This window comes from Photorhabdus heterorhabditis (assembly GCF_018448905.1).
GTDB classification, from domain to species: domain Bacteria; phylum Pseudomonadota; class Gammaproteobacteria; order Enterobacterales; family Enterobacteriaceae; genus Photorhabdus; species Photorhabdus heterorhabditis.
The window spans coordinates 163,701-187,539 of record NZ_RCWA01000005.1; the positions used below are offsets into that span (position 1 = coordinate 163,701).

A 23,839-nucleotide genomic window follows, 5' to 3' on the forward strand; every position below is an offset into this window, starting at 1 on the left:
CCATGGGCCTGAAAAACTTTTTTGAAAAAATTGAGCACCATTTTGAGCCCGGAGGCAAGTTAGCAAAATATTATCCGTTGTATGAAGCGGTAACCACGATTTTTTATACACCAGGTACAGTAACTTCTGGCCGTGCTCATGTCCGTGACGCTATCGATCTAAAGCGTATGATGATCACGGTATGGTTGGCGGTATTCCCGGCAATGTTCTGGGGGATGTATAACGTTGGTCAGCAGGCGATTCCGGCACTGTATCATTTATACAATGGTGCCGAACTGCAACAAATTTTGGCATCTGACTGGCACTATCGTGTTGCGCAATTTTTGGGCGCATCACTGACGCTGGATGCGGGTTACGGCAGTAAAATGTTGCTTGGTGCCACTTACTTTCTGCCCATTTATATCGTCGTATTTGTGGTTGGTGGTTTTTGGGAAGTACTGTTTGCCATTATCCGTAAACATGAAATTAACGAAGGATTTTTCGTTACTTCTATTCTGTTTGCACTGATTGTTCCACCAACGATTCCTCTGTGGCAGGCGGCGCTGGGTATTACATTCGGCGTTGTCATTGCGAAAGAGGTCTTCGGTGGTACAGGCCGTAATTTCTTAAACCCGGCACTGGCTGGCCGAGCTTTTCTGTTCTTTGCTTATCCTGCACAGATTTCGGGAGACTTGGTATGGACTGCGGCTGATGGTTTCTCTGGTGCGACCCCGTTATCTCAATGGGCGGCTGGTGGTAGTCAGGGATTAGTGAATACGGTTACCGGCCAACCTGTTACCTGGATGGATGCTTTCATTGGCAATATTCCTGGTTCTATCGGTGAAGTGTCTACTCTGATGATTTTCATCGGTGGCGCACTTATTCTGTTTACCCGCATTGCTTCATGGCGCATTGTCGCCGGGGTTATGCTGGGTATGGTTGCAACTTCTTACTTGTTGAATGCTATCGGCTCAGATACTAATCCTCTGTTTGCAATGCAGTGGTATTGGCATATGGTTCTGGGTGGTTTCGCGTTTGGTATGATTTTTATGGCGACAGATCCGGTATCCGCTTCATTTACTGATAAAGGTAAATGGTGGTACGGCATTCTGATTGGTGTGATGTGTGTTCTTATCAGGGTTGTTAATCCAGCATACCCAGAAGGTATGATGCTGGCGATTCTGTTCGCAAACCTGTTTGCGCCATTGTTTGATTATCTGGTAGTGCAAGCCAATATTAAGCGGAGAAAAGCCCGTGGCTAATGATAAACCCAAAAATAATGACAGCATCGGCAGAACGTTTATCGTTGTTTTTGTGCTATGTCTCGTTTGCTCAATTGTTGTAGCAGGTTCTGCGGTAGGGTTGAAATCTCAGCAACAGGAACAAAAACTGCTGGATAAACAACGTAATATTCTTGATGTTGCTGGCTTATTGAAACCTCAAATGAGCGCTGATGAAGTTAAAGAAACGTTCAGAAGCCGTATTAAAACTGAGTTACTGAATCTGGAGACTGCAACGCTTGAAAGCAGTCAGGGCAAGTTTAACTTGAACGATGCACTGCGCGGTGATGATACCAGTATCGCATTACCACCTGAGAAAGATCTGGCGAAAATCCGCCGTCGCGCCAATATGGCCGAGGTCTATCTGGTGAAAAATGAGCAGGGTAAAACCAGTGAAATCGTTTTGCCTGTTTATGGTTCTGGTTTGTGGTCTGTCATGTATGCCTTTATCTCCGTTGATGTGGATGGCAGAACGGCTCGTGGTATCACTTATTATTCGCACGGTGAAACACCGGGGCTGGGTGGTGAAGTTGATAATCCACAATGGCGTAAGCAGTGGGTAGGCAAAAAACTGTATAACGATGAAGGTAATCCGGCAATCAAAATTGTCCGTGGCGGTGCGGCTACTGATGACCCGTATGGTGTTGATGGCTTGTCTGGTGCGACTCTCACCTCTGCCGGTGTCCAGAATATGTTTAATTTCTGGTTAGGGGATAACGGTTTTGGTCCGTTCCTGAAAAAAGTGCGCGAAGGAGCGTTGAAAGATGGCTGATAGTAAAGAAATAAAGCGAGTCCTTCTTGGGCCACTATTGGATAACAACCCGATTGCATTGCAGGTTCTGGGGATCTGCTCAGCGCTGGCTGTAACAACCAAACTGGAAACTGCATTGGTGATGACCATGGCGGTAACATTGGTTACTGCGTTTTCCAGCTTTTTTATCTCGTTGATCCGTCATTACATTCCTAGCAGTGTGCGAATTATTGTACAGATGGCAATTATTGCATCACTGGTTATCGTCGTAGATCAGATCTTGCAGGCATATGCTTATGAAATTTCCAAGCAGTTGTCTGTATTTGTTGGCCTTATCATTACCAACTGTATCGTGATGGGACGTGCAGAAGCCTATGCAATGAAGTCCCCTCCCATTGAGAGCTTCATGGATGGTATCGGTAATGGTTTAGGTTACGGGGTTATTCTGGTACTGGTTGGCTTCCTGCGTGAGTTGTTCGGCTCCGGTAAACTGTTTGGTATTACTGTTATGGAATCCGTACAGAATGGTGGCTGGTATCAGCCGAACGGATTGTTCCTGTTAGCACCTAGCGCGTTTTTCATTATTGGTATGCTGATTTGGGGTCTGAGGACTTTGAAACCGGCGCAGGTTGAGAAAGGATAACTGACAACATGGAACATTATATTAGCCTGTTTGTCCGCGCTGTCTTTATTGAGAATATGGCGTTGGCTTTCTTCCTCGGAATGTGTACTTTCCTGGCGGTATCGAAAAATGTAGCGACAGCGTTCGGTCTGGGTATTGCTGTAACGGTGGTGTTGGGGATCTCCGTTCCTGCCAATAATTTGGTGTATAACCTGGTTTTGCGTGATGGTGTATTGGTTGAAGGGGTTGACCTTAGCTTCCTGAACTTTATCACCTTTATCGGTGTAATCGCGGCGTTGGTGCAGATTCTGGAAATGATCCTTGATCGCTATTTCCCTTCACTCTATAACGCTCTTGGCATTTTCTTGCCACTGATTACCGTTAACTGTGCAATTTTCGGTGGTGTTTCTTTCATGGCGCAACGTGACTATAACTTTTCTGAATCCATCGTGTATGGCTTTGGTTCAGGTATAGGTTGGATGTTGGCAATTGTTCTGCTGGCTTCTATCCGTGAAAAGATGAAATACGCTGATGTTCCGGCTGGTTTAAAAGGGTTGGGGATCACCTTTATCACCACCGGTTTAATGGCATTGGGCTTTATGTCCTTCTCCGGTGTGCAGCTATAAGGGCGAGAAGAGTTCATGGATATAATAATTTTAGGCGTAGTGATGTTTACCCTGATTGTGTTGGTACTAACAGCGCTGATTTTGTTCGCAAAATCAAAGTTAGTTAACACTGGGGATATCAAAGTTGAAGTTAATGGTGATCCGGAAAAGAGCTTTACTGCTCCTGCCGGTGATAAATTACTGAATATGTTATCAAGCCAGGGTATTTTTGTATCCTCTGCTTGTGGTGGTGGTGGATCTTGTGGTCAGTGCCGCGTAAAAATTAAAGATGGCGGTGGCGATATTCTGCCGACAGAGCTTTCTCATATTAATAAGCGTGAAGCGAAAGAGGGTTGCCGTCTGGCTTGTCAGGTCAATGTAAAACAGAACCTGAAAATCAGCCTGCCAGAAGAGATATTTGGTGTTAAGAAATGGGAATGTGAAGTTATCTCCAATGATAACAAAGCAACTTTCATTAAAGAGCTGAAATTGAAGATCCCTGATGGGCAAGTCGTACCTTTCCGTGCGGGTGGTTATATTCAGATTGAGGCTCAGCCACATATTGCGCGTTACGCGGATTACGATGTGCCAAAAGAATACCGTGAAGACTGGGATAAATTTAATTTGTTCCGTTTCGTTTCTGAGGTGAAAGAGCCAACCGTTCGGGCTTATTCGATGGCAAACTACCCGGAAGAACGCGGTATTATCATGCTTAATGTTCGTATTGCGACGCCGCCGCCAAGGGATTCGGAAGCGCCTCCGGGAATTATGTCTTCTTATATTTGGTCACTCAAACCCGGTGATAAAGTGACTATTTCTGGTCCGTTCGGTGAATTTTTCGCAAAAGATACTGATGCGGAAATGATCTTCATCGGTGGTGGAGCAGGTATGGCGCCAATGCGTTCTCATATCTTTGATCAGCTTAATCGATTGAATTCCAAACGTAAGATTAGTTTCTGGTATGGTGCTCGTTCTAAACGTGAAATGTTCTATACAGAGGATTTCGATCAACTAGCGGCTGAAAATAAAAATTTTACCTGGAATGTTGCCTTATCTGATGCATTGCCTGAAGACAATTGGGATGGTTACACCGGCTTTATCCATAATGTTCTGTATGAGAATTATTTGAAGGATCATCCAGCTCCTGAAGATTGTGAGTTCTACATGTGTGGGCCTCCGGTCATGAATGCCGCAGTGATTAAGATGTTAAAAGATCTCGGTGTTGAGGATGAGAATATTATGTTAGATGACTTCGGTGGCTGATAAGTCATAAATAATTTGATTTTAATGACTGGCGCCCACAATTTTGTGGGCGCTAACGATTCAGAAGAGTAATTAATATTGTGCGTAAAAAGATAAATAGCTGGATAGCGTTAACGTTTGCAGTGTTGCTGTTGGCATCATGTGGTGGTTTGGAACAGAAAAATATTAATGGGCAAACGATGGGGACTTACTACTCCATCAAATTTGTTACAAATTCATCGGCCCCTTCACCAGAAACGCTGCAAAAAGAGATTGATCGTTTGCTGGAAGAAGTTAACGACCAGATGTCGACTTATCGCCCTGATTCTGAATTGAGTCGTTTTAATCAAAGTCGTGAAATTAATAAACCATTCCCTGTATCGCCAGCGACGGCCAAAGTCGTTAAGGAAGCGATTCATATTAGTAAATTGACGGATGGTGCATTAGATGTGACGGTTGGCCCATTGGTTAATTTATGGGGTTTTGGTCCTGAAGGTCGTGTGACGAAAGCACCTTCTGAGAATGAATTAGAAAAACGCCGTGAATGGACAGGGATTGAGAAACTGGCGGTAGAAGGCAATAACCTGATTAAAACCGTTCCAGAGCTGTATGTCGATTTGTCATCTATTGCTAAAGGTTATGGTGTAGATGTTGTTGCTGAATATCTGGAATCCCAAGATATCAAAGATTATATGGTTGATATTGGTGGTGAAGTCCGTACATCAGGCCATAATGGTAAAGATCTGGCGTGGCGGATTGCGATTGAAAAGCCATCTGACACCGGAATGGCACAAAGTGCTCAGGAAGTAATAACGCCTGGGGATATGTCGATAGCGACTTCTGGTGATTACCGTAATTACTTTGAGCAAGATGGTGTGCGTTATTCACATACGATTGACCCAAAAACAGGGAACCCTATTTCTCATAATTTAGTCTCTATTACGGTGATTGCTCCAGTTTGCATGAGCGCTGATGGGCTTTCTACCGGACTGAATGTTTTAGGGCCGGAAAAAGGGATGGAAGTAGCAGAAAAACTTAATATCCCAGTTTTTATGATTATAAAAACGAAGAAAGGTTTTGAAGAGCGTTACAGTAAAGCCTTTGAGCCATACCTACAGAAAAATCAATGAGAAGGGGAAAGAAGTGCTGAAAGTATTTATTGCAGCCTTCGTCTTTTTCCTGCTGGCTTTTGCGGGAATGTCGTTGGGCTATATGATTAAACGTAAAAGCATACAAGGGAGTTGTGGTGGTTTAGGCAGCATTGGCGTAGAGAAAGTCTGTGATTGTCCAGAACCTTGTGATGCTCGTAAAAAGCGAATGGCGCGTGAAGCGGCTCGGCAGATTCAATTAGAGAAACGTCGGATTATCTGAGTTTAACGAATTTGCGGAATTCTCTTTCCTGAATACTAATTGAGAGCAAAGCGAACTTTTAGTATTTGGGGGAGATAGGGATAAAAAGTGGATTGAATGGAGATTTAAGTGTTAACAGGGCGCGAAAATGATTCGAAAAGTAGCGATATGTTACTATGCAGAGTTATTAAAACGTATACGAAACCACGTTTAGCTGAGCTGACAACTATCAAGAATGGATGTCAGATTAAATGTGACCGATTAAAACAGTGTAAAGTGAGTTTAATCGGGTATTTACAAGATCTTTTTTATTTACCATAATTACCCCAGTTATTAATAAATTAAACACAATAATATTAATCACATAGCTTAATGTTTTTTACATAGGTATTAGGCGACGCCCAGGATATTCTTTTACATACCAAATAATTCTCACTTTTTAATTTATAATCCACATAAAAAGATAGAGGAAAACTTAAAATAAATGAAGAAAAAGCTATTACGGCTGAATATTTAACATAGGTATCATGATGCTTAGGATAACTACCAGTTATATAAACAATAATAACTAAAACCATATGATATGAAATCAAAGGAAAAGAGAAAAATATTATAAAAACATGACCTGAGAATGTTATTTTATCTTCCATTTTAACTAAAGAAATTAAATTTTACCCAGTTAAAAAGAAACCTGATAGCGCTAAAATAAAAATAAAAATAAAAATAAAAATAAAAATAAAAATAAAAATAGCAATGGCACAGATTATTGGTAAGATATTTTTCTTATTTTCCATAGTTCACCCAGTTATTAATAAATTAAACGCAATAATATTAATCACATAGCTTAATGTTTTTTACATAGGTATTAGGTGACGCCCAGGATATTCTTTTACATACCAAATAATTCTCACTTTTTAATTTATAATCCACATAAAAAGATAGGGGTAAACTTAAAATAAATGAAACAATAGCTATCACCAAAAAATAGTTAATTAAACTATCGTAATGTTTCGGATAGCGATTTGTTATATTAAGGAAAATAACAGAAACTATAAGGTATGAAAGAAAAGGAAAAGAAAAAAATATTATAAAAACAGGACCTGAGAATGTTATTTTATCTTCCATTTTAACTAAGGAAATTAAATTTCCCCCAGTCAAAAAGAAACCTGATAGCGCTAAAATAAAAATAGTAAAAGCGCTGATGATATGCATAATCTTTTTTTTATTTATCATAACCCCTCCAGTTATGCAGAAATTAAACACAATAATATTAATCACATAGTTTAATGTCTTTTACATAGGTATTAGGTGACGCCCAGGATATTCTTTTACATACCAAATAATTCTCACTTTTTAATTTATAATCCACATAAAAAGATAGGGGGAAACTCGAAAAAAATGAGATGATAGTTATCATCCCAAAACATTTAATAAAATTATCGTGATGTTTTGGCCAGCGATTTTTTATATTAAGGAAAATAACAGAAACTATAAAGTATGAAAGGAAAGGAAAAGCAAAAAATAGCATAAAAACAGGACCTGAGAATATTATTTTATCTTCCATTTTAACTAAGGAAATTAAATTTTCTCCGCTAGAAAAAAAAGTAAATAACGTTAGAATAATAAAAGAAAAAGCGCCTATAATATGTAGGATCTTTTTTTTATTTACCATAATTCACCCAGTTATGAAGAAATTAAACACAATAATATTAATCACATAGCTTAATGTTTTTTACATAGGTATTAGGTGACGCCCAGGATATTCTTTTACATACCAAATAATTCTCACTTTTTAATTTGTAATCCACATAAAAAGATAGGGGGAAACTCGAAAAAAATGAGATGACAGTTATCATCCCAAAACATTTAATAAAATTATCGTGATATTTTGGGCAACGGCCAGTTATATTAAAGTAAATAACAAAAATCATGCTATATGAAAGCAGGGGAAAAGAAAAGAATATTATAAAAACAGGACCTGAGAATGTTATTTTATCTTCCATTTTAACTAAGGAAATTAAATTTTCTCCGCTAGAAAAAAAAGTAAATAACGTTAGAATAATAAAAGAAAAAGCGCCTATAATATGCAGGATCTTTTTTTTATTTACCATAATTCACCCAGTTATGAAGAAATTAAACACAATAATATTAATCACATAGCTTAATATTTTTTACATAGGTATTAGGTGACGCCCAGGATATTCTTTTACATACCAAATAATTCTCACTTTTTAATTTATAATCCACATAAAAAGATAGAGGAAAACTTAAAATAAATGAAGAAAAAGCTATTACGGCTGTGTATTTAACATAGGTATCATGATGCTTAGGGTAACGGCCAGTTATATTAACACGAATAGATAGAATCATAAGATACGAAATAAAAGGAAAAGAAAAAAATATTATAAAAACAGGACCTGAGAATGTTATTTTCTCATCCATTTTAATTAAAGAAATCAAATTCTCTCCTGTCAAAAAGAAAGTACATGACGATAAAATAAAAATAGCAAGAGCACAGATTATTGGTATGATATTTTTCTTATTTTCCATATTTCACCCAGTTATGAAGAAATTGATTGAAATTAGCTTCTGGTGTTCTTGGTTTTCTCTCTATTTCTGTTTTGATTAAATTAATCACAGTTTCACTAATTTTAAATTTTTTATCTAAAAAATCAAGTGAATATACCGTCGCAACACCTATAGCAAGCATTGCACCAGCCACAACAATTACACTACCACCTGTCACAAATGAAAATGAAAGAGCAACGCCTACAACCCAGGAAGCAAAAGCCCCTACTGCCGCCTTAGCCAGATCTACTGCAATATTGCCTAAGAAATCAGCCAGTGTGTATTCATCCTTAAAGATATATTCAACCGTTCGATAAGCTGCGGCAAATAATATACTGAATTTAACTCCTTTAACTATGCCACTGTTTATTCCTTGTTGCCCTATCCCCATAGATATTATCTTCATATTAGAAGCGCTGTATCTCGAAGCCGTGATGATTTTTCTAAGCCCCGCATGACCTGAAATTTTAATATATTTTTGCCCATGTTTACCAACATACTCTGTGGCTTTAATTCCTAATCTTTTAAATTCTCTTACTACATTTGTAAAGTCAAAAGCGTCGCGTATATTACCTGCATAGAGTGATATGGGATCGGCAACCGAAAACACTTTCTTCATAAATGGGCTTTTGGGTTTTGGCGAATCAATATCCGCTAAAACATTTTTCGCTTCTTCTAAGGATAGCAGTGCAATATATGTTGTATTCTCGTTTAACTGTTTCTCAAGATCAATCGTATCAAAGAGCTGATATTGATCCCTAAATTGATTAATTCCAACATTACCTGTTAGAAAGTCCCCCATATAACCTTCCCAAGAGGGCCTGTATCTTTTATACCTGTTATCTTTCAAGTTGCCTCTTTGTTGGCTGCACTCACTCACCCCGGTCACAGAGTTATCTATGCTCCCGGGGATTCGCTCCCTTGCCGTCGCGATGCATCTTGAAATCTATTGGGTATATATGTCATCGTGAAACTTCCTTTAATATTCTTAAAATCAAAAATTGTCACATCGGTATTTAACGGATGGAGTTTCCAATTTGAGTATAACATCATTGTGTAAAAAAAAGCCACATCGATTATATAATAACTCAAACCCTTTACAGGCTTAGGCTTTTATCATGCTTAAAACTGAGTAACAGAGCAAAGCCTCCCATCTAAATCTGATTTAACCTGATGAGGTGAGAATGAATATATAAGTATGAAAATGATAAAATAAAATGCTTTAAATTCTGTTTTCCCAACCCTTTCAGACAAACAAAACGATTAACTCGAACAGGTAAATAAAAGCCTCAGTGCTTTAGAAAGGAACCCCGGTATTAAAGCTATTTATCTACTTATTTATCCTTTTTTCGGAAAGAAAGGGTTGCTTTTTATTAAGTATAATCATCGTGGTTTGCTTCGTAAAATAACGGCGAGAAAATATTTTAATATGAATCTATTTATATTGTATTTTTTTCTTGCTGATTTATTTTCAATTCTTTTTTAATGTTTAATTAATTTATATTAAACATAATTTACTATTTGTTTGAAAATTTCATTTTTTGAATTAAATTAGCCTGTTCATATGAAAGTTTTAATCTCTTTATATACCCAATAGATTTCAAGATGGATCGCGACGGCAAGGGAGCGAATCCCCGGGAGCATAGATAACTCTGTGACCGGGGTGAGTGAGTGCAGCTAACAAAGAGGCAACTTGAAAGATAACAGGTATATTCACGCTTTTAAATGGTCAGGTTGGAGGTCTGGAAGAGTTGTCTGGCGGGACGAGGGAAATTCAAAAAAATCCCTCGATTTTTAATCGGGGGATTTGTATAGGAAAGACCGCAGATCAGGGGATTATCTGGTTAAAATTGACAAATAAGAGCTGTATCAAGGCAATTTCGTTGAAAATCATCCCAAAAACCTTGGGGATGAGCCTCAATATCGCTTTTTAATAGCATGGGTTTTTGCCATCTAAATTGTTTGAACCCCGCTTTTTGGATCGCTGTTTGATATTGCTCACGACTCCAATGATACATAGTGAAAGGGCTGGGTGGTGTGGTAAGAAATTCAGCTCTCACGAAAGTTGTGTCTTTCACAGGCTCTTTACTCAGAATTTTTATACCATAATTCTCATAATTAACTTTTTCTAATTGACAATCAGGTTCAAAGGTATACGCAATTAATTTACCGGAAGGTTTGAGATGCTCGGCAATAACACGAAACATAGTTTCAAGGTCTTCAAGAGATTCTGCATGGCAGAATAACCAGGCTGCATTGACTATATCAAATTTGCCAAATGACTCCATTTTGCAGACATTTCTTACGTGAAATTCGATGTCGTCACCGTATTGTTGTGATTTGCTTTTCGCAATGGCTATCATGTTCTCTGATATATCGACTCCAATGACTTTTGACGCACCACGATTTTTGTATTCTCGACTAAAAAGACCATATCCACAGGCTAAATCTAACACTGATTTCCCGTGTATATCTCCTGCCAGATCGAACATAGTTCTGATTTCTACTTTGATATGGTCAGTACTGTCTGAAAAGCTCTCGTAAAGATGTGCAATAGGGTCATATAAAGCGTCATTTTTCATGTTTTTTATCCTTAGATAAAGGCCAAAGTACTTTATTTGTCGAAGAGATGTATTATTTAGTATGAATTTAATAATTACTGAAAGTTTTTTCTTATTATATGTTAATACATTAGTGATGAATTAGATATGATTTTTATATTGGTTAATTTTCGGGTAAATGTCAGGGATTAAATATAAGACACTTATGATATTTTTTTGGGAACTATTATTCTTATAATAATTATGTCATATCATTAATTGTTGAAATGAGCGATATTCTCAGCATTAAACAATAGAGAAATACCAATAATCCGTCGTTATACTTTGTCCTTTAATGTATTCGTACCATCATGTCTTTCTTTCGTGCCGGCTTTTTCAGCCTCAGGGTGAGACAGGCTCTTGATAAAGTCCAGGGTGAGTAGAATGACCAGAGTGATCTGACCGTTCTACTCACCTTAGCGAGTTTAAAAATCCTCTGTCAGGTGAAGTTAGGAATTTCACATTTGAGATATTCTTTTATCTTTGATTTCAGATTTAGCACCTTTGATCAGCGTAGGGGGCATATGTATATTTTGCTGATTTATTTGTTGCTCAATATGTTGCACTACGTAAGCGGCATCCTGATCGATTCCCAGAAAACGTCCAGAACCCCATGTATATAACCACGGTAAACCAATAAACGTGACATCCGGATCAATGGTAATACCACGGTCATGTTCTGGATAACCATTGGTTTGAAAAATATCTAAATCAATCCAGGAATAATCTGGTCTAAAACCAATACACCAAATCACCGAAGTGATATTTTCTTTTGCTAAATCAATGTGTGTGATTTCCCGCTCAGGCTGCCAAACCGATTGATACACCGAGGCAGGTTCATCGGTAGTAATATTGTTTTTCTCTACATACTCATCAATCGAGGCATTAATGCGATTATAAGTATCATCAGCACTGTCTAGGTTTTCTGATAAATTAGGTTTAAACCAGAATTGACCCTCTTTAAAGTCATCAAAATGTCCGAACAATTGCATTCCTTCTAAGGCAAATTTACGCAGGTCAATATCACGCCCACCATCTCTCCCTGTAACATAGTGGTTGGTACTGTTACGTACTTCTTCACAGTAACGATGATTTTTGACAGTCGTTTCGTAATAACCCATATCAAACAGCCATTTCACTACATCTTTGCCGCGATAAAAGCGAGCACAACGTGGGGCATTGCCTGTCGATAAATAGACTTTTTTGCCTGCCAGATGTAAATCTTCGGCAATTTGTGCACCGGATTGCCCTGACCCGACCACCAACACCGCACCTTTAGGCAGTTGATCTACATTTAAATATTCTTCCGAATGCATCACTTTCACATGCTCTGGCAAGGCATCACTGAGTTTTGGATAAATCGGGGTGTGATACCCACCTGCTGCAACGACAAGCTGTTTGGCTGTGGTTGTGCCGTGATTGGTTTTAATGACAAACTGATGTGCGGCCACTTTTTTCACGTGTTCTACCTGAATATTTAAAATGGCAGGAGGATGGGTTTTTTCAATAAATTCGTCAAGATAGGCCACAATCTCAGGCTTTGTCATAAAACCGTCGGGGTCGTTCCCTTGATAAGGATGTTCAGGCAATAAACACTGCCAGTTCGGTGTTACTAAGGTAAAATTATCCCAACGTTTACGACGCCAGCTATGAGTTAACTCGGATTCTTTTTCCAATATCACATGGTCAATGCCTGCTGTTTGTAAATAATGACTGATACATAAACCAGCCTGACCACCACCAACAATCACCACATCATAATTGGGCTGTAACATTTGATTTTGGATACTTAACATGGAATATCCCTCTCATTGATTCGTCATTTCAATCACTTCAATTTGATCTTCTGGATTTAGCCCGAAGAGTTTGGCCTGGCGTTTGATCAGCGCCAGATTGTCCATGGCCGAACTACAGAAAAAGCCATAACGTGCCCGTACCCTTTCCGATGCGGCATGCAGACCATTTTCAACTTGATGCAAGAATTGCGTACTTGGATAAGGTTGTCCAATAGATAGATATTCATAAATCACCGTTGAGGGTGAGTAATATTGAGTCAACTTCCCATCAGGCCATTTCACAGTAAAATTCACACTGGGCATAACATAGACTCCTGCTGACTTTGAGGTTTAATCTGTACGGATTGAGCCGGTAACTTTTTTAAAGCATCGGCATAACAAAAACCGGTAAACACCTGGTGGTTAAAATCCCAAAATATGTCGTATTGCTGCTGTTGCTGTACGGTAACTACACCATTGACATTGGTTTCACCAATCACCGCGCAGGTAATGCCCTGACGATGAAACAGTTCGATAATGTCTTCACATTCATTTGCATCGGCAGTCAGTAGAAAACCAAAACTGGGGAAGATTTGTAGCCATTTAAACCAGTCCACATCATCAGGTTTAGGCATGGCATCCAGGTTAATATGTGCCCCTGATGCCGTGGCTTCGAGCAGCATCAATAAACTGCCTAAGATGCCAGCATTGCTAATATCACGGGCGGCATGAACCAGATTTGCCTCTGCCAATTGCGGCAATAAGGCAATTTGTGACTGTAAAATGTGGTCAGGCACACGCTCAAAGCATTTCCAATAAGTGGTCTCGGGGTGGAATTGTCCTTGCAAATTTAAAGCAATCAGAATTTTTTGTTGTGGTTTGACATGTAATACCGAGAGCAGTTTTCGCGCTATACCTTGAATCGCAACGGATAAAGTGGGCTGATAAACGACCCCAAGATGGGTATGCCCGCCAACCAATAGCACACCATAAGCACGACAAGCATCCTGCATACCTTGCATTAATAACTGGGCATGTTCGCTACTGGTATGCCACAAACTATTCACTACTGATAATGCCCGCCCACCCATTGCAGCAATATCACTCATATTCGCCATGACCGCTGACCATCCTGCAAAATAAGGATGATTAGCCACAAAACTGGGTAACATGCCTTCACAGGCGTGCAATATATATTGACCATTTAGCAACAGCGCCGCCGTGTCATCTCCAGGATGGGCATATAAGCTATCCAATGAATTTACATGGCAAGTTGTGTTGATTGAAACACTGTTAGCAATCGCCAGCTTAGACTGTATAGCGGGTGTCTGTTTTAACATTTCGAGTAATTGACTGAGTTCCATCAGCGCGTCTCCTTCTGCATATAGGCTTGTATCGGGACATGCGGTAGCGGATAGTTTTCAATCTGTGCCTGCATCAACACATGCGGAATGTTGGCAACGGTCAACTGATGCAAACTATCCCAACACAACCTTTGGAAATAGCGTTCGTTTTGACTTTGCACGGTGGCTAAGAAAGTACGACATCCCAAGTTTTTGGCGGTGGATACTGCGGTATTGATTAACGCTTTACCAATGATGTGGCGACGCCGATATAAAGGTTCTACGCATAAACGCCCGCCATACCACGTTTGTTCGCCATCAGGGAAGATCCGTACTGCACCAATCACTCGGTCATGCTCACCAAACATCTTCTCAATGGCAACGATACCTAATGCTTTAACATCGTATTCGTCACGATCTTCTTGCAAGATTTTCTGTTCATCGCGAAAGGTTATTTCACGCAAACGATAATATTGGCGACGCTCCCAATCTTCCGACACTATTTTGATGGCAATGTCATCGCTAAGAAATTGTTTTAGCCCTTCATAAGGAGAGTGAGAAAGTTCCATATCACATTCTCCTTATTCATACGCTTTCAGCGAAGAACAAGCGCCACATTTGGCGCAGCCTGCTTGAGTGTTTTCTGAGTTCAAACCATGTTGTTTGAGTTGTTGTCCAATTTTTGGATAAAGCGACTGCATAAAAGCTTGAGCCGGTTTAGGATGATGTTCTAATGGTGTACCTTGAATCGGCACAAACGGTACCACAAATGGATACACGCCAATTTCAGTCAGTTGGGCGGTCATCTCCACGATTTCCTGTTCGGTGTCGCCCAAACCAGCCAAAATGTAGGTACTAACCTGTCCCCGACCGAACACCGCGACGGCGGCCTCAAATGCCGCGAAATATTTTTCCAACGATACTTCGGCTTTGCCCGGCATAATTTTCTGCCGTACACGCTCGCTCACTGCCTCTAGGTGCATCCCAATCGACACCGCTCCTGCATCTTTTAAACGTTGAAACCAGGCAAAATCATCAGGTGGCTCGCACTGTACCTGTATTGGCAACTCGACTTGCGCCTTAATCGCTTTAACTGAGTCATATAAAATCTTGGCGCCACGATCTCCTGTGTTTGGCGTACCGGTGGTGATCACCATTTGCTTGACGCCATCCAGCTCAACGGCGGCTTTCGCTACCTCAGCCAATTGTTCCGGGCGTTTACGGATTAAGGTTCGCCCCTCTTTTAATGACTGATCAATCGAGCAAAATTGGCAGGCAGTTGCCTTATCCTTCATACGAATGCAATGTTGTAACACCGTTGTCGCCAGCACATCACGGCTATGTAAGGTGGCAATTTGTTCGTAGGCAATGCCTTCTGCGGTTTTTAAATCGTAAAAACGTGGCCGTGCAGGCGCAGTTAAGGTCGCCACAGGAATCCGGTTTTTAAAGACAATCACTTTGTCAGAGTGCGGTTCAGGTTTGGCGGTATAGGGAGAATCTTGTGCTGCAAGGTTCAGCACCGGAATCATCATGGTCTGCCCGTCAAGGCTCAGCGCTTTATGATCACTTGGTCCAGCGCCGCCTTTACGGGACAAGCCAAACTTGCCTTCCCATTTCAGACCATTACATTGCAAATCGGTTAATAGTTGTATTGCAGACATCTTTAACCCCCTATCGATTAGGTTTACATCAATACGGTTTCGACATGTTTTTCATTGAGTTTTGAGAGCTTTTCGGGATGACTTTGATCTGACGTTTCAACTTTCAGTTCGTGTAATACCTGTGTTGGACGACGATTAATCAATAGGCTGAGCAATTCAGGACGGCTATAATGTCCAATCGAATCCATCATACGCTTGCGTTTATCAATCAGGCTGAAGTCCAGATCGGCAATGCAATAACCTTCCCCTTGTGTAACCGGTTCAGTCAGGAATTTGCCTTCGGGAGAGACAATGGCGGTAAAACATCCTCCCGAAATTGGACCGATATCACAGCCAGTATCCTGCATAATCTGCTGCTGCTGTTCAGGATGCAACCATGCGGTGGCATTGATCACAAAACAGCCGGACTCTAATGCATGGTGTTGAATGGTGGCGCGGATTTGATCGGCAAAGACTTGCCCTACCAACGAACCAGGAAACATGGCGGCATGAATTTGCTCACCATCTGCCATTAAGGCAAAACGTGCCAACGGGTTGTAATGTTCCCAGCATGCCAGCGAACCAATACGTCCCACCGCAGAATTAATGGCACGTAAACCGCTGCCATCACCTTGTCCCCACACCATTCGTTCATGGTAAGTTGGGGTAATTTTTCGGCGATGCTGAATGATTGAACCATCAGCATCAAATAACAGTTGCGCGTTGTAAATCGTACTGCCTGCACGTTCATTAATGCCAATCGACACCACCATGTTGGCCTCAAGACAGGCTTGACCAATCGTTAAGGTTGCTTCGGAAGGTACAACCACCGATTCATTCAACAGCTTTAAATGCTCTTTACCCATGGCAAATGGCGGTTGTACAAAGGAAAAATAAGGGTAATAAGGCACGACGGTTTCAGGAAAAACTGCAAATTGCACGCCTTGTTTTCCAAGCTCTAAAATAATGTCACAGATTTTTTTTACCGTTGCGGCTTGACTATAAAGCACAGGACTACATTGCACTGCGGCCGCTTTAATTATTCGGTTCATAACCTTATCCCCTTATATACCCGTTATCTTTTTGATATAGTTTATGTTGACTTAGACAGTCCAAGTATCAATGATTAAGGCATTGTCACGACGCATCAGCAGTTTTAAGTCCATCACATCTAATGGATTAATAGGACGAATTCCTGGAATAAGTGCTTTTTCGGTTTGACCATACATCGCTTGCAACGCAAAACGGCAAGCATAGACTTCGCCACCTTCTGCCATAAAGGCTTTCAACTGATTATTGACGGCCAGATGACCGGGAAAAGCTTCTGCCCCTAAAGTTGGAAAACCGCGTTGTACACCCAACTGCACACCTGGGCCGTAAAGCAAGATTTTGGTTTCAAAGCCTTTACGCAATAAACGCTTTGCCTGTAACACATTGAGCAGTCCAATTGATCCTTCAAATGCAACGGTATGGAAAGTCACCAATGCCTTTTCACCTGGTTGGGCTTTGACGTCCTCAAACACTTTTTCCTCATAATCAACAAGAAAATCGCCGTCTTTATATTGTTCAATATCGATCTTTGGCATAACCAACTCCTAGTTCAATGTTATTTGGGAATGAACCAACATGTAGTCTAGTCTGACTGTATTAATGCGAGAGTTGTGCCAAGTTATACTTTTTGGCGGAGGTTAATTACTATCGAATTGAAAAATAACATTTAATTTTTATAAAAATATTTTTTTGGAGATAAATAGAACTGCTAGGGAGCTACGATTTTTCGTAGTATTATGAAATTTCATAACTTTAATTATGAAATTTCATATACCCTATGGATTTCAAGATGGATCGCAATGGCAAGGGAGCGAATCCCCGGGAGCATAGATAACTCTGTGACCGGGGTGAGTGAGTGCAGCCAACAAAGAGGCAACTTGAAAGATGACGGGCATAGTATGAATACGACTGATTTTATCTCGGACTGGGTAGTTTCTGAAAATTCGATTCGCCCGTTGGTGTTTGAACACGCGCCACAGGCATTAATTGTGTTAGATCCACACCTGAATCAATTTATTGATGTGAATATTAGCGCCACCCAATTATTACGATATGAACGTCATGAAATTATTCAAAAAACGGTAACTTCCATTTTTGGTCATTTCAGACAGCTGCCGTACCTTGTGGCATTTACCGAAGAAGCGTTGGTAAAAGGTCGGGCCTGGAACAATGAGCTGTATACCTTGGATAAAAATGGTGAAAAAATCCAGTTGGATATTACTTCTATTTCATTGCCCTATAAAAATAAAACCTTGCTGATATGGTCGCTGGTGGATGTCAAAGATTTAGAACAGCGCCAACTCAATAAAAATGCTGATGAAGTCATCGGCACAGGTTTAAAAGAACAGCAAGTTTTACAAGAGCTGTTTATTGATTCCGATACAGGCAAGCATTTATTGCTGAGTTCAGTTGGTGACGGTATTTACAGTATCAACAAACAAGGCTTGTGTACCTTTATTAACCCTGTCGGGGCGAAAATGTTGGGGCTGCAACCTGAAGATGTACTGAGTAATAATATCCATCAGATTCATCACCATACCCATGAAAATGGCGAACACTATTCTGTAGAAGAGTGCCCGATTTATGCGGCGGTACATGACGGTATTGTGCATGAAGGTGTTCAGGAAATTTTTTGGCGTCGTGATGGCAGCTGTTTTCCAGTGGAATTTACCAGTACCCCTGTGATTCGTGACAGAGAAATTATTGGCGCGGTAGTGGTGTTCCGCAATATTACTGATCGGCTGAATACTGAAAGGCAACTGACCCATGCCCTTGAAGAATTGCAAGATTTAAAAAGCCGACTGGAACAGCAAAATGAATATCTGCAAGAAGAAATTTTACAAGAAAATCAATACCATGAAATTATTGGTAGTAGTGCATCCATTTTACAGATTATCGAAAAAATCAAGGTGGTTGCCCCAACCGATGCTAATGTAATGATTTATGGTGAATCGGGTACAGGCAAGGAACTGATTGCTCGGGCTATTCACCAATCCAGTCACCGTAAACAGCAACCACTTATTCGGGTCAACTGTGCCGCCATTCCTTCGGAACTGTTTGAAAGTGAATTTTTCGGACATGTCAAAGGTGCATTTACTGGGGCTGTGCGTGATCGTGCCGGACGTTTTGAATTGGCAGATCAGGGCACACTGTTTTTAGATGAAATTGGCGAAATTCCTATCGAGCTACAAAGTAAATTATTGCGTGTATTGCAGGAAGGCACCTTTGAGCGGGTCGGTGAAGAGAAAACGCGGCAGGTGAATGTGCGGATTATTGCCGCTACCAACCGCAATTTAAAAGAAGAAGTTAAACACAAACGCTTTCGTGAAGATCTGTATTTCCGTTTAAATGTATTCCCGATTTATTCACCTGCCTTACGTGACCGTAAAGAAGATATTCCGCTTTTGGTTACACACTTTACGAAGTTGATTTGTGACAAGCGTAAAATTAATTATCTGCCATTTTCACAAAAGCATATTTTAGGACTACAGCAATATGACTGGCCTGGTAATATTCGTGAGCTGCAAAATGTCATTGAACGCGCACTCATTACAGCCAAACAAGGCGCTGTTTCCTTTCAATATTTGCTAGAACAAGATCAACCGCAAAATGAAACTCTGCATCGGAATATTCATAATGAACTTCAACAAATCGAAGACGTGCTGACCATGCAACAACTAAAAAACTTGGAAATTAAAAATTTCTCTCTTGCCGTTAAACAATGCAAAGGGAAAATTTTCGGTGATGATGGCGCAGCAAAATTGTTGGGAATGAACCCAACGACATTGATCTCACGCTTAAAGAAATTGAGGATTGATTATTAAAAAGCTTATCTTGAGTTTGGAAAATGCGCCTTATACCCAATGGATTTCAAGATGGATCGCGACGGTAAGGGCGCGAATCCCCGGGAGCATAGATAACTCTGTGGCCGGGGTAAGTGAGTGCAGTCAACCAAGAGGCAACTTGAAAGATAACGGGTATATATGTATTAACACCTTTTTATAAATTAAGGTGCGGTACTATTTTGGGGATCAATATCGAAAGCCAAGAGGAAACTACGGCTAATCAATGCGTCGCCAGAGCCTTATAGAAATTAGGGTCGTCCTGGATGATAGCTAACACTTTTGCCGCTAGTCCTGTCGGATTTCGACGCTTCTGCTCCCAGCTTTTAATTGTATCAAGGCTAGTGCCTAAAGCCTCCGCCATCTCTGCCTGTGAAATGTTAAGTTGAGCACGGATGGCTTTAACATCGGCAACTTTGTATTGGGTCACACGCGCTGCAGCTTTATTACCTTGTTTAATTTCAACTGCTTCTTCGAGGGATGCTTTCAACTCGTCAAAAAAACTCATGTTACACCTCATTTTTTAGTAATTTTGTTAGTTTTTTCAGTTCTGCTTTCTCGGCATCCGTTAAGCTATCTTTTTTACTTTTCGGATAAACCATCACCAGATAGATAATATCTTCAGTCGCTAGAAGATAGATAACTCTGGCACTACCGCTTTTTCCCTGTGAACCTATAGCCATTCTGATTTAATGCCATCTTTTGAAAGCTGAACAGTGATCCAGATAGCGTCAGCTTTATTCTCCAGGGATTTGGAAATTGCGTACTCGGTATTTTCAGGTGCATCACCCGTACCAGCACGATGAGCGATAATTTGTGGTGTTGTTGCGAAAGCGCTGACAGAGCAGCAAAGTAGGATTGTAGCGGTAATTCCGTGTCGCATAATTTTCTCCATAATATCCAGTTATAGTTAAATTAAAATAATTAACACCATAAATAATTTCTTAATGAAATTAATTTTGAATATAACACGGTTTTTTTAAATTTTAAGTGAGAATTTGAATTTTTTTACATTTGTTATGTGCTTGTTGTAAATACTGTTTTACTGAACTGGAAGAAACTTGCAGTTGATCAGCGATTTCGTTGTAACGTAGACCTTGCAGTTGTGCTAACAGAAAAGCTTTTTTTACCCGGCTTGGTAATTTATCAAGAGTGATTTCTAATTTTTCAAGTTGTTCAAATACAGCAAATTTGCTTTCTGTAGAAGGCATAGTCGTTTCTGGTATGGCGCTCACATACTCTAAATAGTTTTCCTCAATTTTTCTCTTGCGGTAATAATTGGCAATCAGGCAGCGGGCCACGGTTGTCAGAAAAGGCCGTGGCTGACGGATATTTGATACGTTTGAGCGAGACAGAATGTTCAGGAAAGTGTCCTGGGTTAGATCTTCTGCATGGCAGGGACAAGGGACTTTGTGGAGTAGCCAATTATATAACCAGTCATAATGCTCAGAATAAAATTGATGAGTAAAACTATTAGGCTCAGATGTGGCTTTCTGCGTTGGCATTATGATTTCTAACAATCTTAACAAATGATAATGATTATTATTTTTATATGGCCATTGGTTGTCAAGTTATTGTTATCAAGTTACGTTCCCTCATAGAGAGGGAACTATCAGGTGAGAAATCAGAACTTCTGGGAGACACTGAATTTAATATTACGTCCAATTCCTGAAAAAGATTCGTTGAGGTATGGTTTATAATCGCGATTAAATAAATTATTTATTGTTACACGTGCTTCAAGACCTTGTTGAAAATCAGGTTGCCAGCTAGCGAATAAACCATGCAGTGCATAACCTTTGCTTTTGGGTATTGACCAGAGTGTTGCCATTGGATCTCCATCTTTAGGCGATCTATCTTGCTTACGGACAAAATCTCCGGTCCAGCCTATTGCCATCTGCCATTGAGGGATTTTTATGCCTAACATAGTGCGGGCAGCAGTGGGTGGAATTTCCGCAATCCAAGTTTTATTACCCCAAGGATTGCGTGGTGAAGCATCTCTCTGACCACGGATAGTTGAATAAGACAGTTTTCCGAACAAATGAGTGCTGTCGTAGAAAGTCTCGATTTCCAGCCCCTGAATGGTGTATCCCGGTAAATTACGGTAGTTAGATACAGGCTTTCCGCAATCCGGTGATTTACATACTATTCCACGACGGACAAATATTTCATCTTTGCCTCTATTACGGAATAACGTTGTACGGATTTGCAAACTATCTTGGTCTGCTAGCAGGCTATTGAAATTCAGAATCGCACCGAAGCGTAAGCCTGTCATTCTTTCTACATCCAGATTACGGCTGGTGGCAGTGATACTTGCCTGTGCATATTGCATTTCATACTGTTCATCCACCAACGGAGCGCGCCATGTCCGGCTGATATCCGAAAATAGTGACAGGTTTTGGGTTGCTTTCCACATGATACCAAAATGAGGAGACCAGCCAGTATAGGTGACATTGCTGTAATCATGACCTACATTCGGTGAGTTATCATTGTAGATTGCCGCGATATTGGGTTTGCCAATATTGGTGATATGGTCATAGCGAACACTGGGTGTCACAGTAACACTGCCGATAACCATCGTATCCTGTAAATAGAAACTATTCGTTTTTTGCTCGCCAGAAGGCATATAGGTTGGCTGAAAATAGCCATAATTATATTCAGGTCTCTTGTCTTTGCTTTTATCATGGATAAGGGTATTACGTTGATTTTTATGCCAACGAACTCCAGCTAATAATGTGTGCTCTATTGGTCCGGTTATAAAATCACTTTTGTTATTTATATCTATTAAGTTATCCACATAGTTGATCCAGCTTTCATTTCCCAATGAACCAATAAAACCGTTATGGGCTTTTTCAGAGCGTTTATCATGCTGCTCTGTTTTCGAATAGGCATAGGTTGCTGTCAGGTTAAGTAACAGATTATCTTCCGGTGCAATATTCCATTTAGTTGTGTAATTTTGGTCTGTTTGATCACGATAAACCAATTTCCGGCGCCAGGCTTCATTCCAACCATATTTTTCAACCTCGGCTTCTGACGGAACGGCTATTTCATTACTCTTTGCTGCCCAGGGTTGCCAGCCATCAGAATCAAAACGCGTAGCGGAAAGTGTCAACGTATTAGCATCGTTTAGGTAAAAATTCGTTTTCAGTAAATAAGATGCCTGATCACTTTTAGAGAAAGCAAAGTGGGTACCATCGGGGCGTTTAATATTGCCGCCATCCCGTTTACTCATATATAACAGGCCATCAGCGAAGCCTTCTATTGTCCGGCCATAAACTGCACTGCTATAAATATTTTGTTGGTCGTTGGTGTGATAACTGTATTTCAGCAATCCACCAAAATCTTCTCCCGGCCGTAACAAATCACTGGCATCTTTGGTGACAACTTTGACTGTTCCGCCAAATCCGCCATTACCATCAAGTAGATTATGCGGGCCTTTATCGACATCGACTCGCTTGATTAATTCAGGCTCAATAAAGATAGAGCCTTGGCGATATTTCTCGAAGCCTTTCGGTGCGTCATCTAAGGTGACTTTAACGTCTTCTGTATCACCCATTCCCCAGATATTCAGAGTTTGGCCGCCTGGACGAGGTGATCCCGACATAGAAACGCCGGGAAGTTGATCAAGCAGTTCGGCAATATTATCCGCCTGGGTGCGTTCAATATCCTCTTTTTTCAATACTGAGCTGCCAGCACTGACGCTGTTATTTAAGCCATTAACAACTGAAAGTGCAGGAAATATGAGCATTTTTTCTGGTTTCTCCGGTTTTTCCCTGGTCTTTTGGGATTCATTTTCCTGTGCGGCCAGATGATTGGGTAGACCTGCACTAAGAGCGATCATGCCTGATAAGACATAATGAATCGTACGATTCATTTGTGGTGTCGTCGTCGTTGCGGAGTTTTTTTGCAGTTTCTGGCTATTTTTAATTGTCATAATCACCCCATGAAATATCACTAAATAAAATAACTATACTTAGTAGGTCACTTCACAAAGAGAATCGGGCAGAAAAAATTAATAACGGTATTAATTTTTTGCCTTGTTGATCAAAAGATTTTCAAAACCGAACTTAGCGAAAAACGCCGTAAACCCTCGGCCAGTGCGGGCGGGGATATAAGGCGAAAAGCCCGCAGGGCTTTAAAGATCAATCTGGCGTTGACTGACTCTGAACGTAGGCTCTGAGCGTTTCAATCGTT

Annotated in this window: 24 protein-coding genes and 3 pseudogenes; 8 read left to right on the forward strand and 19 right to left on the reverse strand. The window is 40.4% G+C overall.

What is annotated here, in order from left to right; genetic code table 11:
* Window positions 1-2 precede the first annotated feature (2 nt).
* The 7 genes from EAE89_RS05210 (at window position 3) to nqrM (ending at window position 5,850) form a co-directional block, all read left to right on the forward strand.
* Window positions 3-1,241, forward strand: a complete 1,239-nt coding sequence (locus tag EAE89_RS05210) for an NADH:ubiquinone reductase (Na(+)-transporting) subunit B (protein WP_054477983.1) — start codon at window positions 3-5, stop codon at window positions 1,239-1,241.
* Complete coding sequence (locus EAE89_RS05215; RefSeq protein WP_054477985.1) at window positions 1,234-2,031, forward strand: Na(+)-translocating NADH-quinone reductase subunit C; 798 nt, start codon at window positions 1,234-1,236, stop codon at window positions 2,029-2,031. The genes EAE89_RS05210 and EAE89_RS05215 overlap by 8 nt, the downstream gene beginning before the upstream one ends.
* Window positions 2,024-2,653 (forward strand): NADH:ubiquinone reductase (Na(+)-transporting) subunit D, encoded by a 630-nt coding sequence (locus tag EAE89_RS05220; RefSeq protein WP_054477987.1) that lies wholly within the window; start codon window positions 2,024-2,026, stop codon window positions 2,651-2,653. Before EAE89_RS05215 ends, EAE89_RS05220 begins: the two co-directional genes overlap by 8 nt.
* 8 nt (window positions 2,654-2,661) lie before the next feature.
* On the forward strand, window positions 2,662-3,258 hold the full coding sequence (gene nqrE / locus EAE89_RS05225) for an NADH:ubiquinone reductase (Na(+)-transporting) subunit E (RefSeq protein WP_149615989.1): 597 nt from the start codon (window positions 2,662-2,664) through the stop codon (window positions 3,256-3,258).
* 15 nt (window positions 3,259-3,273) lie between these two features.
* The gene (gene nqrF, locus EAE89_RS05230) at window positions 3,274-4,500 is read left to right on the forward strand and encodes an NADH:ubiquinone reductase (Na(+)-transporting) subunit F (protein WP_054477991.1); all 1,227 of its coding nucleotides are present in this window, start codon (window positions 3,274-3,276) and stop codon (window positions 4,498-4,500) included.
* Between the two features lie 80 nt (window positions 4,501-4,580).
* The gene (locus EAE89_RS05235) at window positions 4,581-5,609 is read left to right on the forward strand and encodes an FAD:protein FMN transferase (protein WP_422615503.1); all 1,029 of its coding nucleotides are present in this window, start codon (window positions 4,581-4,583) and stop codon (window positions 5,607-5,609) included.
* 13 nt (window positions 5,610-5,622) lie between these two features.
* The gene (gene nqrM / locus EAE89_RS05240; RefSeq protein WP_054477994.1) at window positions 5,623-5,850 is read left to right on the forward strand and encodes a (Na+)-NQR maturation NqrM; all 228 of its coding nucleotides are present in this window, start codon (window positions 5,623-5,625) and stop codon (window positions 5,848-5,850) included.
* A gap of 335 nt (window positions 5,851-6,185) precedes the next feature.
* On the opposite strand, the pseudogene EAE89_RS05245 reads toward nqrM, so the two are convergent.
* The 14 genes and pseudogenes from EAE89_RS05245 to EAE89_RS05310 all read right to left on the reverse strand — a co-directional run bounded on the left by EAE89_RS05245 (window position 6,186) and on the right by EAE89_RS05310 (window position 17,341).
* Window positions 6,186-6,623, reverse strand: a pseudogene (locus EAE89_RS05245) (DUF1240 domain-containing protein).
* Window positions 6,624-6,660: 37 nt separating this feature from the next.
* Entirely contained in the window at window positions 6,661-7,062 is a 402-nt protein-coding gene (locus EAE89_RS05250) for a DUF1240 domain-containing protein (RefSeq protein ID WP_149615986.1), read from the reverse strand.
* A 37-nt stretch (window positions 7,063-7,099) separates the two neighbouring features.
* On the reverse strand, window positions 7,100-7,501 hold the full coding sequence (locus EAE89_RS05255; protein WP_054481788.1) for a DUF1240 domain-containing protein: 402 nt from the start codon (window positions 7,499-7,501) through the stop codon (window positions 7,100-7,102).
* A gap of 37 nt (window positions 7,502-7,538) precedes the next feature.
* The gene (locus EAE89_RS05260; protein WP_188093294.1) at window positions 7,539-7,940 is read right to left on the reverse strand and encodes a DUF1240 domain-containing protein; all 402 of its coding nucleotides are present in this window, start codon (window positions 7,938-7,940) and stop codon (window positions 7,539-7,541) included.
* 37 nt (window positions 7,941-7,977) lie between these two features.
* A complete protein-coding gene (locus EAE89_RS05265) occupies window positions 7,978-8,379 on the reverse strand; it encodes a DUF1240 domain-containing protein (protein ID WP_214085465.1) in 402 nt (133 codons plus the stop codon).
* Complete coding sequence (locus EAE89_RS05270; protein ID WP_214085466.1) at window positions 8,369-9,199, reverse strand: hypothetical protein; 831 nt, start codon at window positions 9,197-9,199, stop codon at window positions 8,369-8,371. Before EAE89_RS05270 ends, EAE89_RS05265 begins: the two co-directional genes overlap by 11 nt.
* A gap of 1,042 nt (window positions 9,200-10,241) precedes the next feature.
* Entirely contained in the window at window positions 10,242-10,979 is a 738-nt protein-coding gene (locus EAE89_RS05275) for a class I SAM-dependent DNA methyltransferase (protein WP_054481118.1), read from the reverse strand.
* A 476-nt stretch (window positions 10,980-11,455) separates the two neighbouring features.
* Window positions 11,456-12,793, reverse strand: a complete 1,338-nt coding sequence (locus EAE89_RS05280) for an MSMEG_0569 family flavin-dependent oxidoreductase (RefSeq protein ID WP_214085467.1) — start codon at window positions 12,791-12,793, stop codon at window positions 11,456-11,458.
* A gap of 12 nt (window positions 12,794-12,805) precedes the next feature.
* Complete coding sequence (locus tag EAE89_RS05285) at window positions 12,806-13,096, reverse strand: MSMEG_0570 family nitrogen starvation response protein (protein ID WP_054481122.1); 291 nt, start codon at window positions 13,094-13,096, stop codon at window positions 12,806-12,808.
* Entirely contained in the window at window positions 13,084-14,136 is a 1,053-nt protein-coding gene (locus EAE89_RS05290) for a sll0787 family AIR synthase-like protein (protein WP_188093293.1), read from the reverse strand. The genes EAE89_RS05285 and EAE89_RS05290 overlap by 13 nt, the downstream gene beginning before the upstream one ends.
* The gene (locus EAE89_RS05295) at window positions 14,136-14,684 is read right to left on the reverse strand and encodes an MSMEG_0567/Sll0786 family nitrogen starvation N-acetyltransferase (RefSeq protein WP_054481126.1); all 549 of its coding nucleotides are present in this window, start codon (window positions 14,682-14,684) and stop codon (window positions 14,136-14,138) included. Before EAE89_RS05295 ends, EAE89_RS05290 begins: the two co-directional genes overlap by 1 nt.
* Window positions 14,685-14,696: 12 nt before the next feature.
* Complete coding sequence (locus EAE89_RS05300) at window positions 14,697-15,776, reverse strand: MSMEG_0568 family radical SAM protein (RefSeq protein WP_214085468.1); 1,080 nt, start codon at window positions 15,774-15,776, stop codon at window positions 14,697-14,699.
* 23 nt (window positions 15,777-15,799) lie between these two features.
* Entirely contained in the window at window positions 15,800-16,807 is a 1,008-nt protein-coding gene (locus EAE89_RS05305; RefSeq protein WP_214085469.1) for a Nit6803 family nitrilase, read from the reverse strand.
* 51 nt (window positions 16,808-16,858) lie between these two features.
* The gene (locus tag EAE89_RS05310; RefSeq protein ID WP_214085470.1) at window positions 16,859-17,341 is read right to left on the reverse strand and encodes an MSMEG_0572/Sll0783 family nitrogen starvation response protein; all 483 of its coding nucleotides are present in this window, start codon (window positions 17,339-17,341) and stop codon (window positions 16,859-16,861) included.
* A gap of 264 nt (window positions 17,342-17,605) precedes the next feature.
* Here EAE89_RS05310 and EAE89_RS05315 point away from each other — a divergent pair, with 264 nt between their 5' ends.
* Window positions 17,606-19,630, forward strand: coding sequence for a sigma 54-interacting transcriptional regulator (locus EAE89_RS05315; protein WP_244866164.1), 2,025 nt, complete (start codon window positions 17,606-17,608; stop codon window positions 19,628-19,630).
* Window positions 19,631-19,871: 241 nt separating this feature from the next.
* Here the strand turns inward: EAE89_RS05315 and nadS are convergent, their stop codons facing one another.
* The 5 genes and pseudogenes from nadS to EAE89_RS05340 form a co-directional block, all read right to left on the reverse strand.
* Window positions 19,872-20,156, reverse strand: coding sequence for a NadS family protein (gene nadS, locus EAE89_RS05320; RefSeq protein ID WP_214085471.1), 285 nt, complete (start codon window positions 20,154-20,156; stop codon window positions 19,872-19,874).
* A gap of 1 nt (window position 20,157) precedes the next feature.
* Window positions 20,158-20,337: pseudogene (locus EAE89_RS05325) on the reverse strand (type II toxin-antitoxin system RelE/ParE family toxin); the annotation flags it as partial.
* 2 nt (window positions 20,338-20,339) lie between these two features.
* A pseudogene (locus EAE89_RS05330) lies at window positions 20,340-20,531 on the reverse strand (glycerophosphodiester phosphodiesterase family protein); the annotation flags it as partial.
* Window positions 20,532-20,634: 103 nt separating this feature from the next.
* Window positions 20,635-21,153 (reverse strand): sigma-70 family RNA polymerase sigma factor, encoded by a 519-nt coding sequence (locus EAE89_RS05335; RefSeq protein ID WP_214085472.1) that lies wholly within the window; start codon window positions 21,151-21,153, stop codon window positions 20,635-20,637.
* 119 nt (window positions 21,154-21,272) lie between these two features.
* Window positions 21,273-23,579, reverse strand: coding sequence for a TonB-dependent hemoglobin/transferrin/lactoferrin family receptor (locus tag EAE89_RS05340; RefSeq protein WP_244866166.1), 2,307 nt, complete (start codon window positions 23,577-23,579; stop codon window positions 21,273-21,275).
* Between the last annotated feature and the right edge of the window lie 260 nt (window positions 23,580-23,839).